The organism is Nitrospirillum bahiense, assembly GCF_007828025.1.
Lineage (GTDB): Bacteria > Pseudomonadota > Alphaproteobacteria > Azospirillales > Azospirillaceae > Nitrospirillum > Nitrospirillum amazonense.
Genome location: NZ_VITO01000004.1, coordinates 56076 through 72253 on the forward strand (window position 1 = coordinate 56076; position 16178 = coordinate 72253).

The window sequence follows — 16178 nt, forward strand, 5'->3', positions numbered from 1 at the left end:
TCAGGCGGGAAAGGTCAGCAGCGTCAGGCCCAGCCGCACCCACATCGCCGCCAGCACGGCCATGGATATGATGAACACGGCCGCCCGGTGCAGGACGTTGTTGTAGGTCAGGTGGATGGCGCTCTGGATGACGCGCAGCGCCACGAAAACCCAGGCCAGCGCCTCATAGAGATGGTCGCCCTGGCGCAGCACCATCAGCACCACGCAGATGACGTAGAACAGCGGCGGCACCTCCAGCAGGTTGTTGAAGGCGCGCTGGGCGGTGGCGCAACCGTCCGTCTGGGTGCCCGCCGTGAAGTTGCGGAAATAGGACAACCGGACATTCCCCCGCCTCACCGCCCGCACCCGCATGATGAACAGCCGCAGGCCCACCAGCAGGGTGAACAGGAACAGGACCAGCATGGGGAAGTACAGGGCGATGCTGCTTGTCATGGCCATCCGTCGCGTCAGGAAGCGTCATGAAACAACTTAAGATTTTTTACGCCGGAGAGAAGGGCGGCATGGTGATGCCTGGATTTTCCTGCGCTGGGGGCTTATCCTTTCCCCCATGAACACCTCCACCCGCCAGCACCCCGAAGAATGGGAGCGTGAGCTCGCCATTAGCGAGGAAGAGATCGCGCGCGGTGAAGGTGTGGCGCTTTCGGATGTCTTGCGGGATTTGCGCGAGAGTGCTGCCCGGATCCGCGCGAAGCGAGAACACTCCAGTCTTCGCCCGGCCGCGCGGCGCTTGTGATCCGGTTATCGCCGCGCGCGTTGCGGCATATCACCAATCTTCGTGATCATTACGAGGTTTTGGGCCGTGATGCGGCGATTTTAAACTTGGCGAACGTGTTGGAGGAAGCGGCCGCGCGCATCCAGGCGAATCCCGGTGATGACTTGCCGGCTCCGCGACCATATCCGCTACTGGCGAAACCTGGCCGATTGTGGCTGCACGTCAAGGATTATTGGATCGTCTACACGACGGCCGCGCCTCGCTCCATCGTGGGCGTATTTTATGAGACGGCCAACATTCCGCGGCATCTCTGAACGCCATAAGAAAAGGGCCACCCGGTTTCCCGGATGACCCCCTTTCACATAAGAACATAAGGCTGCCTAGAACCGCACCTTGACCGTGCCCAGGACCTGGCGCGGAGGCTGGGGGAAGGCGCCCAGCGGGCCGTTGTCGTCGGCCTCGATCAGGTTCACCTTGCGGTCGAACAGGTTGCGCACCGTCAGGCTCAAATCCACTGTGTCCTGATGGGGCGGCGTCCACGTCCAGGTGGTGTTCCACAGGGCGTAGCCACCGCTGACGCGGCTGTTCTGGCTGTCGTAGGCATAGTCGCCGAACATCTCCACCCACAGCTTGCCCGACAGGCCCAATGCTGGGATACCCTGGTTCAGGGCCACGCTGCCCGTGTGCCGGGGCACGCCCTGCACCCGCTTGCCGGTGAAGTCGCGCTGGATCAGCGTGTCGCTTTCCACGAAGCGGTCGTTCAGCCAGTAGGCTTCGGTATAGCCATAGGTGACGTCGGCCGACAGGTGGGGTACCAGGGCGTCCAACTTGGCGCTGCCCGCCAGTTCCACACCCTGTGACAGCTGCTCACCCGTGTTGAAGGTCTGCGGCACCCCATTGACCTCCACCACCTGCAGCAGGTCGTGGCGCTGCAGGCGATAGACGGTGACGCTGCCCGACAGCAGGCCGCCGAAGGCGTCGCCCTTCACGCCGGCCTCCACATTGTCCGCCAGTTCCGGGTTCAGGCCGGTCTGACGGGTGCGGAAGGACCACAGCGGCCCGAAGGCGGCGGAGAAGCCCTGGCCATAGGCGACATAGGCGCTGACCTCGGGCGTCACCTTCCAGGTGACCGAGGCCTTGGGGCTGAAGTGGGCGTTGTCGTCATAGGCGGTGCCGCCCGGCGTGATGGTGCCGTTGGGCCCGCCGCTGGTGGTGTCGCCATAGACGACATGCCGCTCGAAGTAGTCATAGCGCCCGCCCAGGTCCAGGGTGACGGGCCCGAAGGTCCGGTCCACCTGCAGATAGGCGGCGTAGGCGCGCTCGCGGCCATAGGCGTTCAGCTGGGTGTCCGTCACCCACTCATCCGTATCGATGTTTTGGCCGGTCAGGATGCTGCGCTGTTCACCGTAGTAGTAGGTGTCGTCCAACTGGCCGGTCCAATGCTCGGTATGATGGGCGCGCACCTGCTCCGCGCTGACACCGCCCAGCACCTGCCAGGGCCCGTGGGTCCAGGACAGCTGCTGTTCGCCGTAGCCGGTGATGGTGTTGCCGTCCACGCGGAAGCCGGTGAAGGTGACCGAGCCGGCGCTGGGATCGTACTCGTTGGCGAAGCCCTGCAGGGCGGAGGTCAAGGCCTGGCGGACGTGCAGCTTGGTGGTGGCCACCAGGCCCTCGGCCAAGTCACGCTCGTACGTCGCCGTGGCCGTGGCCATGCGCTTGTAGAAACCGGCGTTGTCCTCGTTCCAGTTCGCCTCGCGGCCGCCCGGCAGGTTGACCAGCTCACCCCGGCTGTCCACCGGCAGTTCGCCGGCCAGCTGTTGGCGGGTGTCCACCCAGGTGGCGGTGACGGTCAGGCGGCCGGCATCGCCCATGTCCAGCTGGTGCTTCAGGAACAGGTTGGTCTCGTTGCGGCCGGTGCGGTCGCGCCAGCCGTCGCCCCGCTCATGCCCCACGTTCAGCAGCAGGGCGCCGCCCTTCACGGTGGGCGTCTGCAGCAGGGCGTCGCCGTGCAGCCAGCCGTCGCTGCCGGCCTGCAGGGTGACCTCGCCCTTGGTCTCGTCGGTGACCTCGCGGGTCAGGTAGTTGATGGTGCCGCTGATGGCGCCCCGGCCGTATAGCGCCGACATGGGGCCGCGCACCACGTCCACCCGGCCCACCGCGCTGTAGGGCAGCTGTTCCAGGTCAACCTCGTCATCCCCGGTGACGTAGGGGATGCCGTCCATCATCACCACCAGCGTGTCGTTGTGCACCTTGCTGGGCACGCCGCGCAGGGTGATCGAGGTGTAGGTGCCCATGTCGTTCTTGGACACCAGCACGCCCGGCAGGTCCGTCAGTTCGTCGCCGATGAACAGCACACCCTTTTGCTCGAACTCGTCGCGCGACACGGTGGACACGCTGGCGGGCGCGTCGCGCAGGGCCTCGGCCCGGCGGGTGGCGGTGACGATGATCTGGTCCAGCGGAGAGTCGCTGTCGGCGGCGGGACCCACGGAGGCGGGTGTCTGCCCGCCGGTGGTATGGGGGTCGTCGGTATGTCGGCCGGTGGTATGGTCGGCGGTATAGGAGGACGAAACGTCTGCGGCCAGGGCGGCCGAAGCCGAGAGGATGGGCGAACCCGCCAGGATGGTGGACAGCAGCAGCAGACGGCGCATCGTTTCAGAAGCCTCCTCAGGTCTTTGAATGCGGAAATGTGGGAAAACGGCGCCGGTGTACCCTATCCGCCGCAGGCTGCGAAGGCATGAACGCGCCGCGGCCGGAGATGGGCGGTATGTCCCGCCAAAGGGGGCCGGCGCCGGGCTCCCGGTCCCGCCGGCCGTGCAGGCCATTACGCCCTGGGGACGGGCCTCAGACTTTAAGGATAATGCCTGGGGCTGCTGTATATCTTATAAGACTGCAAAACCGGGATCCGCGACGTTTTGCCTGCTTGGGTGTGGGGGCGGCGGTCGTGCGGACAAGGCGTGGGGTTGGGTCGCAGATGCCGGCGCGTGGGCTGACAGGGCTGGGCGTGATGCCCGCCGTCCGACGGGCGGCGGCTGGCGTCGTTTTCAACCGCGTTAAGGCAACTGTCACCGTTTTGCCCCATGATGCCACCGGTCCCGATGTCGCCCGTACCCGTTCGTTCCCGGAGAAGTCCCGATGAATCGTCGCACGGCCGCCGCCGCGCTGGCCCTGATCCTGGTCGCCGCCTACGGCGGTTACCGCGTGTGGGACGCCAAGTCCGGGGCGGGGACATCCGGGATTGGGGCGGAGGCCTCGGCCACGCCGGGCAAGCGTGGTCCTGGCAATAACAACAGTGACCCGGTGCCGGTGGTGACGGCGCGCGTGCGGCGCGGCGCCATGCCCATCGATGTGGCCGCCGTGGGCACGGTGCAGCCCATCTCCACCGTGCAGGTGCGCGCCCGCATCGACAGCCAGCTGATGGCAGCGAAGGTGGAGGAGGGGCAGGAGGTCAAATCCGGCGACCTGCTGTTCCTGCTGGACCAGCGCCCGGCCAAGGCCGCCCTGATGCAGGCGGAGGCCAACCTGGCCCGTGACCAAGCCAACCTGGGCCAGGCTCGGTCCGATGCCAAGCGCAACGCCGACCTGTTCGCGCGGGGTGCCGTCTCCATGCAGCAGAACGAGCAGGCGTCGGCCACCGCCAAGGCGCAGGAGGCCACGGTGCTGGCCGATCAGGCGGCGGTGGATCAGGCGCGCCTGACCGTGGCCTTCACCGAAATCCGCTCCCCCATCGACGGGGTGGTGGGCAGCATCCAGCTGCGCCCCGGCAACCTGGTGAAGGGCAGCGACAGCGGCTCCACCCTCACCACCCTGGTGCAGGTGGCGCCCATCAACGTCGCCTTTACCGTGCCGGAGAAGCATGTGACGGCGGTGCGTCAGGCCCTGCGATCCGGCCGGCCGCCCCTGATCTCGGCCAAGACCGCCGACGGCTTGGTCGCCGCCACCGGCCGCCTGGTCTTCATCGACAACAGCGTGGACGCGCAGTCCGGCACCATTCAGCTGAAGGGCCTGTACGACAACAAGGACCGTGCCCTGTGGCCGGGCCAGTTCGTGGACGTCACCTTGCACCTGGGCATGGAGCCCGACGTGCTATCCGTGCCGGCGGTGGCGGTGCAGCGCGGCCAGGCCGGCCCTTACGTTTTCGTGGTCAAGGCCGACGACACGGTGGACATGCGCCCGGTGACGGTGGGGCGCTTTGCCGAGCAAGGCGCCGTCATCGCCAGCGGCGTCGAGGCGGGTGAGCGGGTGGTGGTCGAAGGCCAGCTGCGCCTGGTGCCCGGTGCCAAGATCGTGGAACGCCCGGCCACGCAAGGGGGCGGGCAAGGGGGCGGGGTCGAGGCCGACAGCGCCAATCCCAGCGCAGGCGCCGTGCAGGCCAGCGGAAAGGCGCGCACGTGAACATTTCCGAGCTTTGCATCCGCCGGCCGGTGATGACCGTCCTGCTGACCGCGGCCCTGATCCTCAGCGGTGTGCTGGCCTACAAATACCTGCCCGTTGCGGCCCTGCCGCGCGTGGACTTCCCCGTCATCAGCGTGTCGGCCAGCCTGCCGGGCGCCAGCCCGGACACCATGGCGTCCTCCGTCGCCATCCAGCTGGAGCGTGAGTTCTCCACCATCGCCGGTATCGAGAGCATCACCTCCAGCAGCGTGCAGGGCAGCACCAACGTCAACATCCAGTTCAATCTGGACCGCGACATCGACAGTGCCGCCTTGGACGTGCAGGCGGCATTGTCGCGGGTACAGCGGCGCCTGCCCATCGAGATGACGACCCCGCCCAGCTACCGCAAGGTGAACCCGGCCGACCAGCCGGTGCTGCTGCTGGCCCTCAGCAGCGCCACCCTGCCGCTGAGCCAGGTGGACGAATACGCCGAAACCCTGCTGAGCCCCGCCCTGTCCACCCTCAGCGGCGTGGCGCAGGTGCAGGTTTGGGGGGCGCAGAAGTTCGCGGTGCGCATCCGCCTGAACCCAGAGGCGCTGACCGCCCGCGGCATCGGCGTGGATGAGGTGCAGAACGCCATCGTCGCCGCCAATTCCAGCTCTCCCGTCGGTGTCGTCTCCGGCTCGGCCCAGCAGCTGATCCTGGAGACCAACACCCAGCTGTTCGACGCGCAGAGCTTCGCCCACCTGGTCATCGCCACCCGCAACGGCGCCCCGGTGCGCCTGGGGGACGTTGCCAGCGTCATCGACGGGGTGGAGAATGACCGGACCGCCAGCTGGTTCAACGGCACCCGCACCATCGTCCTGGCCATCCAGCGCCAGCCCGACGCCAACACGGTGGAGGTGGTGGACGCGGTGAAGCGGGTCATTCCCACCTTCAAGGCCAGCCTGCCGCCGTCCATCAACATCAGCGTGCTGATCGACCGGTCGCTGTCCATCCGGGCGGCGGTGGAGGACGTGCAGTTCACGCTGATCCTGACCATCGGCCTGGTGGTCATGGTCATCTTCCTGTTCCTGCGCAAGGTCAGCGCCACGCTGATCCCCGGCATCGCTGTGCCCATTTCCCTCATCGGCGCCGCCGGCGCCATGAAGGCCTTCGGCTTTTCCATCGACAACATCTCGCTCCTGGCGCTGACCCTGTCGGTGGGCCTTGTGGTGGACGACGCCATCGTCATGCTGGAGAACATCGTCCGCTACATCGAAGAGGGCATGAGCCCGTTCGAGGCGGCGGTGAAGGGCAGCCGGGAGATCGGCTTCACCATCGTGTCCATCACCCTGTCGCTGGTGGCGGTGTTCATCCCCATCTTTATGATGGGCGGCGTGGTGGGCCGGCTGTTCCATGAGTTCGCGGTGACGGTGACCCTGGCCATCGCCGCCTCGGCCATCACGTCGCTGACGCTGACGCCCATGCTGTGCAGCCGCTTCATCAACCATGACCACCATGCCAAGCCCAACCGGTTCGAGCGGGTGACGGAGGCGGGGTTCCAGGCCTGGCTCAGGGGGTACGACCGCACCCTGACCTGGTGCCTGGCCCACCGCCGCGTGGTGGTGGCTGTGTTCTTCGCCACCCTGGTCGGCACCGTGGTGCTGTTCCAGCAGGTGCAGAAGGGCTTCTTCCCCACCGAGGATAACGGCCAGATTTTCGCCCAGACCGAAGCTCGGCAGGACATCTCCTTCGACGCCATGATCGCCCTGCAGCAGCAGGTGGCGGCGGCGGTGGCCAAGAACCCCTATGTGGAGACCTTCATCTCCTCCGTCGGCGGTGGCGGCAACGTCACCAACGCCGGTCGTGTCTTCATGTCGCTGAAGGACCGCGCCCACCGCCCCAAGATGGAGGCGGTGCTGCAGAGTTTACGCCGGGACGTGGCCGACATCCCCGGCATCAACGTCTTCTTCCAGCCGGTGCAGAACCTGAACGTCTCCGGCCGCCAGTCCAAGAGCCTGTACCAGTATACGCTGCAGGGCCTGGACCAGCCGCAGCTGTACCAATGGTCGGACCGGCTGATGCAGAAGATGGCGCGGATGCCGCAGTTGCAGGACGTGACCAGCGACCTGCAACTGTCCGGCCAGAACGCCTCCATCCATATCGACCTGGACAAGGCCTACATGCTGGGCCTGACGGCGGAAAACCTGCGTTCCAGCCTCTACAGCGCCTTCGGCACGCGCCAGATCTCCACCATCTATACGCCGACCAACGATTACGAGGTGATCCTGGAACTGTCGCCGGAGGCGCAGAAATCGGCGGACGTGCTGAATCGCATCTACATCCGTTCCGACAGCGGCAAGCTGATCCCCCTAGGGGCCGTGGCCCGCATCGACCGCACCTCCGGCCCCATCAGCGTGAACCACCAGGGGCAGCTGCCGGCCGTCACCCTGTCGTTCAACCTGACGCCGGGCGTCTCCCTGGGGGCCGCCGTGACGGCCATCGAGGGCGTACAGCGCGACATCGGCATGCCGGACAGCATCACGGGCAGTTTCCAGGGCACGGCCCAGGTGTTCCAGCAGGCGCTGGCCAACCAGGGCCTGCTGCTGCTGACGGCGGTGCTGGTCATCTACGTCGTGCTGGGCGTGCTGTATGAAAGCTTCATCCATCCGTTGACCATCCTGTCCGGCCTGCCCTCGGCGGCCGTGGGGGCGGTGGGCTCGCTCATGCTGTTCGGCTTCGACCTCAGCGTCATCGCCATCATCGGCGTGCTGATGCTGATCGGCATCGTGAAGAAGAACGCGATCATGATGATCGACTTCGCGCTGGAGGCGCGGCGCGAGGGTGCTGCGCCGCAGGACGCCATCTATCGCGCCTGCCTGCTGCGCTTCCGCCCCATCATGATGACCACCATGGCCGCCCTCATGGGCACGCTGCCCATAGCGCTCGCCTCCGGCGCCAGCGCCGAGCTGCGCCAGCCCCTGGGTGTGGCCGTGGTCGGCGGCCTGGTGGTGTCGCAGATGCTGACGCTCTACATCACTCCGGTGCTGTACCTCTACATGGAGGATTTCAGCCGCTGGATCGACCGGCAGCTGCACCGCCAGAAGACCCGCCGCGCGGCCCGCCGCCTGGTCCCCGCCAACACCGACGGCCGCGCCAACGCGGCGGAGTAAGGGCCCCCGCCGCGTTGGCCCTCCGGCGCCTCAGGCGGCGCGGATGCCGCGCAGGAAATTGTCCACGTCGCCGCGCATGCGTTCGGCATTGCGGGCGAGGTCGCTGGAGGCGGACAGCAGTTTCTGCGCCACCGATCCTGTGGTCGCCGCCGCTTCGGTCAGGCCGCCGATGTTGGCGCTCATCTCCTGGGTTTCGCTGGCCGCTTCGGTGACGTTGCGGGCGATTTCCCGGGTGGCGGCGCCCTGTTCCTCGACCGCCGCCGCGATGCCGGACGAAATGGTGCGGATCTGGTCGATGACGCCGCTGACGGTGCGGATGGCGGCGACGGCCTGCGCCGTTTCCTGCTGGACATCGGCGACCTGGGCCGTGATCTCCTCCGTCGCCTTGGCCGTCTGGGTGGCGAGGGTCTTCACCTCGCTGGCGACCACAGCGAAGCCCTTGCCCGCCTCGCCGGCGCGCGCCGCCTCGATGGTAGCGTTCAGGGCCAGCAGGTTGGTCTGGCTGGCGATCCCGGCCACCAGTTGAACCACCTCGCCGATCCGGCCTGCCGATTGCGACAGGCTCAGCATCATGGTGTTGATCTTGCCTGTCTGGTCCGCCGCTTCGACCGCGATGCCGGCCGCGTCCGCCACCTGGCGGCTGATCTCGCTGATGGACGCGTACAGCTCCTCCGACGCGGCCGCTACCGTCTGCACATTGGTGCTGGCCTGTCCGGCGGCGGTGGCGGCGTCCCGGGCCTGGATGCTGGCCCGGTCGGCCACGTCGCTCATCGTCTCCGTGGTGTGGTGGATTTCGTTGGCCGCCTCCGCGCTGCGCTGGATCAGGCCCATGACGCTCTGCTGGAAGGTGTTGGCGATGGCCTCGCGCTCCGACTTCAGCGCCGCGGCGGCGCGGCCGGCCGCCTCCCGCCGTTCCTGCTCCTTCCGGTCGAGTTCCATCAGGCTGTCGCGGAACACGGTCAGAGCCCGCGCCAGTTTGCCGATCTCGTCCCCCCGCGCGGCGTGAGTGATGGCGATATTCCGGTCACCATCGGTCAGGCGCACCATGGCATCGGTAATCGCCTCCAGCGGGTGCGTGATGGTGCGCACCAGGTAGAGCGACAGCCCGAGGATGGCCAGGCTCACCATCGCCAGGGCGGTGCCGTAGGTCATTAGGCGCTTATGGAAAAGGGTGTCGATGTCATCGATGTAGACACCGGCGCCCACCAGCAGCTTCCACGGGGCGAAGGGGCGAATGGAGGCCAGCTTGGGCACGGGCGCATCGCCCTGCTTGCGGGGAAAGGCGTAGGCCACGTCCCCGCCGCCGGCCCGCGCCGCCTCGATGAACAGCCGGATGAACGGAACGCCGTTCGGATCCTTGAGGTCGATCAGGTCCTTGCCCTCCATCTGCGGCTGGGGACCGACGACCTGGGCGATCCCGGTATCGCTGTAGACGAAGATGTAATTGCCGTTGGCGAAGCGGATGGCGCGGATGTCCGTCTTCACGCGCTCCAACGCCTCCGCTTCGCTGAGTTTTCCGTTGCTCGACAGGTCGTGATAATAGGCCAGGAGGCTGGTTGCCGACTCGACCTGTCGCACCATCTGTTCCTTGCGGCCTTCCAGCATCAGGGTGCGCTCATGGAACGTGCTCAGAATGGCGATGATGATCATCGCGGCGACCGGCAAAAGGACGGCCGCCAGGATTTTAACCCTGACACTCACGGATCTTGGCATGCCGCTCTCCCTTATGGGTTGTTTTATAAGGGGAATTAGGGCGATTCAGATGCCTTGTTCAAGGTTGGCGGGTCGGTTTGTAAATAATAATTTAAATATACGGCATGCGAATTCCGTCGGAGCTTGTCTGATCCGGGCAGGGGGCACCTAGGGCTCAGATCACCTTGCCTTCGAACGGGTGGCTGCCGTCGCGGCTTTCCACCTCGATCACCCACAGGTCGGGATCGCGGCGGGTGGCCCGCTCGATGAAAGCGTCGGCTTCGGATTCCGGCACCTGGGCACCGTTCAGGCCGGGGAACCAGCCCAGCTTGCCATCCATGTCGCGGCTCTGGGTGTAGACCTTGGCGCCCTGGAAGGGGATGACGACCTTCAGCAGGATCAGCCCGCTCTCCGCCTCGCCCTTGCGCAGGACGTAGACGGGGATGCTGTCGGCGGCGCAGCGGCGCAGATGCAACTGGACCCAAAGGGAGGTGGACAGCCGGTCATCGGACATGGTCCCGGGGTTCCTGAAGGGTTGAACGAGAAAAGCGGTCAAAGCGGAGCGGGCGCGATATTGCGGCTTGCCATCCGCGCCGCCGCCCGGAAAGGTGCGCCCGTATCTATAGGGTTCCACCGCTCCCGAGGCCAGAGTCATGACGTCATCCGTCCCGCCCGCCCGCCGCCTGGGCCGCGTGCTGCTCACCAACGACGACGGCATCAACGCGCCTGGCCTGGCCCTGCTGGCCGACTTGGTGGCCGGGGTGGCGGAGGAGGTCTGGGTGGTGGCGCCGGAGAAGGACCAGAGCGGCATGTCGCGCGCCGTCACCCTGACCACGCCCCTGCGGGTGGAGGAACGGGGGGAACGCCGCTACGCCCTGACCGGCACGCCCAGCGACTGCGCCATCTTCGGCCTGCGCCACCTGCTGAAGGACAATCCGCCGGACATCGTGCTGTCCGGCATAAACCGGGGCGCCAATGTGGGCGACGAGGTGCCCTATTCGGGCACCGTGGCGGCGGCCCTGACCGCGCGCCTGTTGGGCGTTCCGGCCATCGCCTTCAGCCAATCCTTCGCCAAGGGCGGCCAGATGCGCTGGGACACGGCGCGGGCGGTCTTCGCCAGGTCGCTGGACTATGCGCTGGACCTGCGGGTTGCCACCAATGCCGTGTTGAACGTGAACTTTCCCGACGTGGACGCGGCGGACGTGGGCGACGTGGTGCTGACGCGGCAGAGCCGGGGCACCCTGGACCGCATCGACGTGGAACCGCGGGCCGACATGCGCGGCGGCACCTATTACTGGATGGCCCTCCGCCGCCACATGCCCATCTTGGGCCCGGACACCGACGCCGGCGCGCTCAAGCATGGCCTGGTGTCGGTGACGCCCCTGGGCTTCGACATGACCGCCCCGGAAGGCATAGCCTGACCAAACCGGCCCAGACGGCATAGCCTGACAGAGACCACCCTGGCCCGCCTTTTGCTTTCGTATAAAGGGAAAGGGGGCCGGCGGCCGGCCCCCAGGTTTCCCGGATCGGACGGGAAGCCAGGCCAGCCAAGGGGTTTCGCCATGTCGGGCGTGTCGTTGTTCCAGGGAAAGATTTACCGGGTGGGCAGAAGCGTGCTGGTGCTGGGCCTGGCGCTGGGTGCCCTCAGCGGCTGCGTCGTGGTGGATGCCGCCGGCACCGCCGTGGGCACGGCGGCCGACGTGGCCGGCACCGCGGTCAGCACCACGGCCAAGGTCGTCACCGCGCCTGTGAGATAAGTTTCCCACCAAATGCTGGGCGCGGTCGGAACCAGGCCATGAAACGGCGTCTCATGGCTCCGGCGTTCAGCCGAGTTCGATCCTGTTGCGGCCGGCGTTCTTCGCGCGATAGAGCGCGGCGTCGGCAGCCAGGTTCAGGGCCTTGGCGTCCAGCCCAGGTTTCAACCCTACCACGCCGCCGGAGAAGGTCACCTGGAACTGGGTGTCGCCGTGCACATAGGGGATTTCGCTGAACTGCTGGCGCAACAGGTTCAGCCGCTCCGCCGCGTCCTGGGCCTTGGTCTGAGGCATCAGCACGGCGAACTCCTCGCCACCATAGCGCCCGATCATGTCGCTGCGCCGCAGCCGCTGCTGCAACAGGCGTGACAGGCCCTTGATGACGCGGTCGCCGGCGCCATGGCCGTAGCGGTCGTTGACCTTCTTGAAATGGTCGATGTCCAGCATGGCGAAGGACAGGTCCGTTCCGTCACGCTGGGCGCGGGCCACCTCGGTCGCCAGCAAATCCTGGATCATGGGGTGGTTGTAGGCGCCGGTCAGGCCGTCGCGCACCATCAGCGCCTTCAACTGGCGGGCCCGCCGGGCGCGGGCGCGCACGGTCTCCGCCAGGTCGCCCAGATCGATGGGCTTGGTCAGATAGGCATCGACGCCCGTGCGCACGGCGGAGCGGTGCGTCTCCGCGTCCAGATCCGCCGTCAGGAAGACGATGGGCAGGGCCAGCAGGCCATCATACTGCCGCAGCACCGACGCCAGTTCGAAGCCCGTGCACTGGGGCATGATGAGGTCGGTGACCATCAGGTCGGCGTTGTGGTCGTACAGGGCTTCGACCGCCTGCAGCGGGTCGGTCACCAGCCGCGTCTGCATGCCGGCGGACTGCAGCGCCATCTCGTAATAGGCCCCCAGCGTGGCGTCATCGTCCACGATCAGGATGCGTAGCGGCTGGTCGGGGTCACGTTCCGTCAGGCGGTCCAGATGGTCGACCAGGGCGTTGGCGTCCGGCGGCTTCACCACATAGGCGTCGCAACCGGCCCGCGCAGCCGCCAGCCGCGCGGCGAAGCCGGTGGCGGACGACAGCGCGAGGGTCGGTATCTTGCGTCCCTTGGCGTCCGTCATCCGCGTGACGCTGGGGATCATGCCGCGCGGGTTGATGTCCAGGATGATCGCTTCCGGTGCCGCATCGGCCACGGCGGCGGTCAGGGCGTCGCCATCGGGGAAGGCGGTCAGCTCATAGCCGTAGGCGGCCAGGATGTCGGCCAGATCGTCCGCCCCCGCGCCGTCGGCCTGCATCAGGTAGACGGAACGGTAGGGCCCCTCGCTGGACAGGGTGGGGGCGGTGGGTAGGGCATCGGCGGCGGGGGCGGACGGGGCGGTGCCGGTGATGGCTCGCTCCAGCCCGTCGATGGCGGTACGAAGCACCGACGGGGAGATGGCCCCGGTCTGGTTGATCACCTCCTCCAGCGCGCGGGCGGCGACGCTCAGGTCCGGCAGGCCGAAGGTGGCGCCGGAGCCGGCCAGGGAATGGGCGTGGCGAGCCAGGTCGGCGCGGGTGGCGGTGGCGGCGTCGCCCTCCAGGCCTTCCAGCCCCTCGGCCGCGTGGCGGATTTGCGCCATGCGATCCGGCAGGCCGGCCATGAAGTCCTGGCGGATTTTCTGTAACCGCGCCAGCAGATCCGCTGGCAGGTTCGGCATGATGGGCGGGGTGTCCTGGATCATGTCGGGCCGGCACCACCCCACAGTTCACGCACGGTGTCTGGCAGGCTCATGGGGTCGAAGGGTTTGGCGATCACGCCCACGGCGCCGATTTCCTTGAACCTCTGCACCTCGGATGGCTGCACCTTGGCGGTCATGAAGGCGATGGGCACGCCGGCCAGGGCCGGGCGCTGGCGGATGGCGGCCAGCGTGGTGGGGCCGTCCATGCCGGGCATCATGGCGTCCAGCAGGATCAGTTGGGGCGCCCAGCCATCCAGGATTTCCAGGGCGCGGGCACCGGATTCGGCCATCTGCACGTCAAAGCCGCCGACATGGCGCAAACTGAGTTCGACGATGGCGCGGATGTCCGGCTCGTCATCGACATAGAGGATGCGGTTCAGTGACTCGGCCATGCTGCCTCGCGGTGGTCGTGTGCGATGGACTTGGGTGTCATGGTCTTTGGAGGGACACGACAGCGTCCCCGTCTTTGGAGGGACACGACAGCGTCCCCGTGGCGCTACAATGCGCACCAGGGTAGCCGCCGGGGCCAACGGGCGCAAATGGAGTTCGGGCGACAGCCGGCCACAGGCTGCCGGACCGCCGAGGTGGCGTTCAGGGAGGAGAGCGGATTTGGGCGCCCTCAAGGGCGTCGGGCCGGGCGTCGGTGCGCCGGGATGGCAGGGTCAGCACGAATTCCGTATCGCCCGGGTGGCTGGTCAGGGTCATGTGCCCGCCGTGGCGCTCCACGATGGCTTTGACGATGGACAGGCCCAGGCCGTTGCCGCCTTTCTGCCGGCTGTCCGACGAGTCCGCCTGGGCGAATTTCTGAAACAGGCGCGGCTTGAACCAGTCTGGCACGCCGGGACCGTTGTCGTGCACCGAAAGGCGGACGCGGCCATCCTCCACTTCGCCCAGCACGGTGACGCCGCCGCCCGGGTTGGAATATTTGATGGCGTTGGACACCAGGTGGGCCAGCACCTGCCGCAGGCGTCGTGGGTCGCCCACCACGGGAAGGGGGCCGGCGGAAGTATGGCGCAGGGTGATGGTGTGTTCCTCGGCCATGGGACGCAGCGTGGCCACCGTCTCCGCCGCCAATTCCGCCAGGTCCAGCTTGTCCGCCTTCAGGTCCAGGGTGCCGGATTCAATGCGCTCGATATCCAGCAGGTCGTTGACGATGGCGATCAGCCGCTCGCTGTTGCGGTCGGCGATACGCAATAGGTTCTGCGCCTGTCCGGTCAGGGCGTCCGGCATGCCCAGTGCCAGGCGGATGGACCCGTGGATGGAGGTCAGCGGCGTGCGCAATTCATGGCTGACGGTGGAGATGAAGGCGTCCTTCATGCGTTCCACCTCCTTGCGGTGCGTGATGTCGCGCAGCACCAGGGTATAGAGGGGGCGGTCATCCAGTTGGGTGGTGGTGACGGTCAGTTCCGCTGGGAAGCGGCGTTCCTCGCCGCGCACCTCGACCTCGCGGGGGCGGTTCCCTTCCAGCGCCAGGGGCAGCCACAGGGTGCCGGCCGCCTCTTCCAGCACGGCGCTGGCGGCGGCGCTGGCCCCGGCCAGGCTGGGCAAGGTCAGGAAGTCGTCCACCGGCAGGCCCAGCAATTGGCGCACGTCGCGGCCCAGCATGGTGGCGCCGGCGCGGTTGGCGGACAGGATGACGCCCGCCTCGTTGATGGTCAGGACGCCGTCCTCCAGGCTGTTCAGGATGCTGTCTAGCCGCTCACGACTTTCCTGCACGGTGGCCAGCATGCGGCGTTCCAGGGCTTGGCGCTCCGCCCGCTGGCGCTCGCGCGCCTGCTGCTGTTCCTTCAGCGACTGCAGGGCGCGGGCCATGGTGCCCAGCTCATCGCTGCGTCCGGCACCGGTGATCGTGACGCTGGTGTCGCCCCGGGCGATGCCGCGCAGCGCCGTGGTCAAGGCCATGATGGGCAGCACCAGGCTGCGCGACAGCAGTACCCAGATGCCGATGGCGGTGGCGACGATCATCAGACCGCCCAGCAGGATGCCCTGCGCCCCTTCCGACTGGGCGTTCTGCTGGCGCACCAGATCCTGGTCCAGCATCTCGCGTTCCGCCGTCGCGATGGCGTCCAGCGTGCTGCGCACCGCATCCATTGAGCGCTTACCCCCCAAGGCCCGGGCCTGGTCGCGGGCCAGGGCCCGCGTCGTGGGGTCCGTGGCCATGGTCAGGGTGGGGTTGGCGTATCCGTCCTGCCAATCGCGCACCTCGGCGCGCAGCGTGTCCACCCGCCGCCGCTGGTCCGTGTCGCTCTGGACCAGCGCCTCCAGCCTTGCCAGGCGGCTTTCCTGCGATTGCATGGCCTGGCGGGTCGGCTCCAGGAAGGTGGGGTCGCCCGCCACGATATAGCCGCGCAGGCCCGTCTCCTGGTCCAGCATGGTGGTGCGTACCGCCTCCACCGCCTGGATGACGGCCAGGGCCTGCTGGCTGTCACGGGTGGTGCTGACGATGACGTCGATCCTGCGCATGCCCCACAGGCAGACCGCCGCCGCCAGGACGAACAGCAGGGTGAAGGCCAGGAAGAGGCGCCGGGGAATGGATAGGCCCTGCAGGGCGCGCGCCGGGGTTTCGTCGGGTGGGATGGGGATGTCGGCGCCGGCGGCGTGCGCGTCGGCAATGGTCGCGTCCGGGGACGGCCGGGCGCTTTCCTGGGGACTTGTTCTTTCGGTACCGCTGTGGGCAGGAGCGTTGGGGGCCAGGATCATCCGCTTTCGTCTTGCCGTCCGGGGCACCCCCGGTCATGGGGTGCGGCTGACAAGCAGGCTTGCCCGCCAATCGTTAACAATTCC

The 16178-nt window shown here is 67.5% G+C and carries 13 protein-coding genes; 6 read left to right on the forward strand and 7 right to left on the reverse strand.

Translation table 11 applies throughout. The features are described from left to right. Complete coding sequence (locus FBZ88_RS07150) at positions 1-432, reverse strand: MAPEG family protein (RefSeq protein WP_186464256.1); 432 nt, start codon at positions 430-432, stop codon at positions 1-3. 115 nt (positions 433-547) lie between these two features. Here FBZ88_RS07150 and FBZ88_RS07155 point away from each other — a divergent pair, with 115 nt between their 5' ends. Continuing rightward, on the forward strand, positions 548-733 hold the full coding sequence (locus tag FBZ88_RS07155; protein ID WP_145616070.1) for a hypothetical protein: 186 nt from the start codon (positions 548-550) through the stop codon (positions 731-733). After that, complete coding sequence (locus FBZ88_RS07160) at positions 730-1026, forward strand: type II toxin-antitoxin system RelE/ParE family toxin (protein ID WP_342780151.1); 297 nt, start codon at positions 730-732, stop codon at positions 1024-1026. The genes FBZ88_RS07155 and FBZ88_RS07160 overlap by 4 nt, the downstream gene beginning before the upstream one ends. A gap of 66 nt (positions 1027-1092) precedes the next feature. On the opposite strand, the gene FBZ88_RS07165 is transcribed toward FBZ88_RS07160, so the two are convergent. Further along, entirely contained in the window at positions 1093-3360 is a 2268-nt protein-coding gene (locus FBZ88_RS07165; RefSeq protein ID WP_186464257.1) for a TonB-dependent receptor, read from the reverse strand. A gap of 484 nt (positions 3361-3844) precedes the next feature. On the opposite strand from FBZ88_RS07165, the gene FBZ88_RS07170 reads away from it, so the two are divergent. Together FBZ88_RS07170 and FBZ88_RS07175 are read left to right on the forward strand one after the other, a co-directional pair. Further along, a complete protein-coding gene (locus FBZ88_RS07170) occupies positions 3845-5104 on the forward strand; it encodes an efflux RND transporter periplasmic adaptor subunit (protein ID WP_145616073.1) in 1260 nt (419 codons plus the stop codon). Continuing rightward, the gene (locus FBZ88_RS07175) at positions 5101-8238 is read left to right on the forward strand and encodes an efflux RND transporter permease subunit (RefSeq protein ID WP_145616074.1); all 3138 of its coding nucleotides are present in this window, start codon (positions 5101-5103) and stop codon (positions 8236-8238) included. The genes FBZ88_RS07170 and FBZ88_RS07175 overlap by 4 nt, the downstream gene beginning before the upstream one ends. Positions 8239-8268: 30 nt before the next feature. On the opposite strand, the gene FBZ88_RS07180 is transcribed toward FBZ88_RS07175, so the two are convergent. Then, positions 8269-9951, reverse strand: a complete 1683-nt coding sequence (locus FBZ88_RS07180) for a methyl-accepting chemotaxis protein (RefSeq protein WP_145616075.1) — start codon at positions 9949-9951, stop codon at positions 8269-8271. 154 nt (positions 9952-10105) lie between these two features. Beyond that, on the reverse strand, positions 10106-10444 hold the full coding sequence (locus FBZ88_RS07185) for a DUF1491 family protein (RefSeq protein ID WP_145616076.1): 339 nt from the start codon (positions 10442-10444) through the stop codon (positions 10106-10108). Between the two features lie 139 nt (positions 10445-10583). Between FBZ88_RS07185 and surE the strand changes: the two genes are divergently transcribed. Together surE and FBZ88_RS07195 are read left to right on the forward strand one after the other, a co-directional pair. After that, positions 10584-11351 (forward strand): 5'/3'-nucleotidase SurE, encoded by a 768-nt coding sequence (gene surE, locus FBZ88_RS07190; protein WP_145616077.1) that lies wholly within the window; start codon positions 10584-10586, stop codon positions 11349-11351. Positions 11352-11492: 141 nt separating this feature from the next. Further along, on the forward strand, positions 11493-11687 hold the full coding sequence (locus tag FBZ88_RS07195; protein WP_088871714.1) for a hypothetical protein: 195 nt from the start codon (positions 11493-11495) through the stop codon (positions 11685-11687). Between the two features lie 66 nt (positions 11688-11753). Here the strand turns inward: FBZ88_RS07195 and FBZ88_RS07200 are convergent, their stop codons facing one another. From FBZ88_RS07200 to FBZ88_RS07210, 3 genes are all read right to left on the reverse strand, one after another. Further along, a complete protein-coding gene (locus tag FBZ88_RS07200) occupies positions 11754-13397 on the reverse strand; it encodes a diguanylate cyclase (protein ID WP_145616078.1) in 1644 nt (547 codons plus the stop codon). Then, complete coding sequence (locus FBZ88_RS07205; protein WP_145616079.1) at positions 13394-13786, reverse strand: response regulator; 393 nt, start codon at positions 13784-13786, stop codon at positions 13394-13396. Before FBZ88_RS07205 ends, FBZ88_RS07200 begins: the two co-directional genes overlap by 4 nt. Positions 13787-13985: 199 nt before the next feature. Then, entirely contained in the window at positions 13986-16094 is a 2109-nt protein-coding gene (locus FBZ88_RS07210) for an ATP-binding protein (RefSeq protein ID WP_145616080.1), read from the reverse strand. Positions 16095-16178: the final 84 nt, after the last annotated feature.

What these genes read in the sequence shown, in the direction of transcription:
- FBZ88_RS07180 (WP_145616075.1), bottom strand. Translation starts at nt 9,951, where the DNA reads ATGCCAAGATCCGTGAGTGTCAGGGTTAAAATCCTGGCGGCCGTCCTT.
- surE (WP_145616077.1), top strand. Translation starts at nt 10,584, where the DNA reads ATGACGTCATCCGTCCCGCCCGCCCGCCGCCTGGGCCGCGTGCTGCTC.
- FBZ88_RS07205 (WP_145616079.1), bottom strand. Translation starts at nt 13,786, where the DNA reads ATGGCCGAGTCACTGAACCGCATCCTCTATGTCGATGACGAGCCGGAC.
- FBZ88_RS07185 (WP_145616076.1), bottom strand. Translation starts at nt 10,444, where the DNA reads ATGTCCGATGACCGGCTGTCCACCTCCCTTTGGGTCCAGTTGCATCTG.
- FBZ88_RS07165 (WP_186464257.1), bottom strand. Translation starts at nt 3,360, where the DNA reads ATGCGCCGTCTGCTGCTGCTGTCCACCATCCTGGCGGGTTCGCCCATC.
- FBZ88_RS07170 (WP_145616073.1), top strand. Translation starts at nt 3,845, where the DNA reads ATGAATCGTCGCACGGCCGCCGCCGCGCTGGCCCTGATCCTGGTCGCC.
- FBZ88_RS07210 (WP_145616080.1), bottom strand. Translation starts at nt 16,094, where the DNA reads ATGATCCTGGCCCCCAACGCTCCTGCCCACAGCGGTACCGAAAGAACA.
- FBZ88_RS07150 (WP_186464256.1), bottom strand. Translation starts at nt 432, where the DNA reads ATGACAAGCAGCATCGCCCTGTACTTCCCCATGCTGGTCCTGTTCCTG.
- FBZ88_RS07200 (WP_145616078.1), bottom strand. Translation starts at nt 13,397, where the DNA reads ATGATCCAGGACACCCCGCCCATCATGCCGAACCTGCCAGCGGATCTG.
- FBZ88_RS07195 (WP_088871714.1), top strand. Translation starts at nt 11,493, where the DNA reads ATGTCGGGCGTGTCGTTGTTCCAGGGAAAGATTTACCGGGTGGGCAGA.
- FBZ88_RS07155 (WP_145616070.1), top strand. Translation starts at nt 548, where the DNA reads ATGAACACCTCCACCCGCCAGCACCCCGAAGAATGGGAGCGTGAGCTC.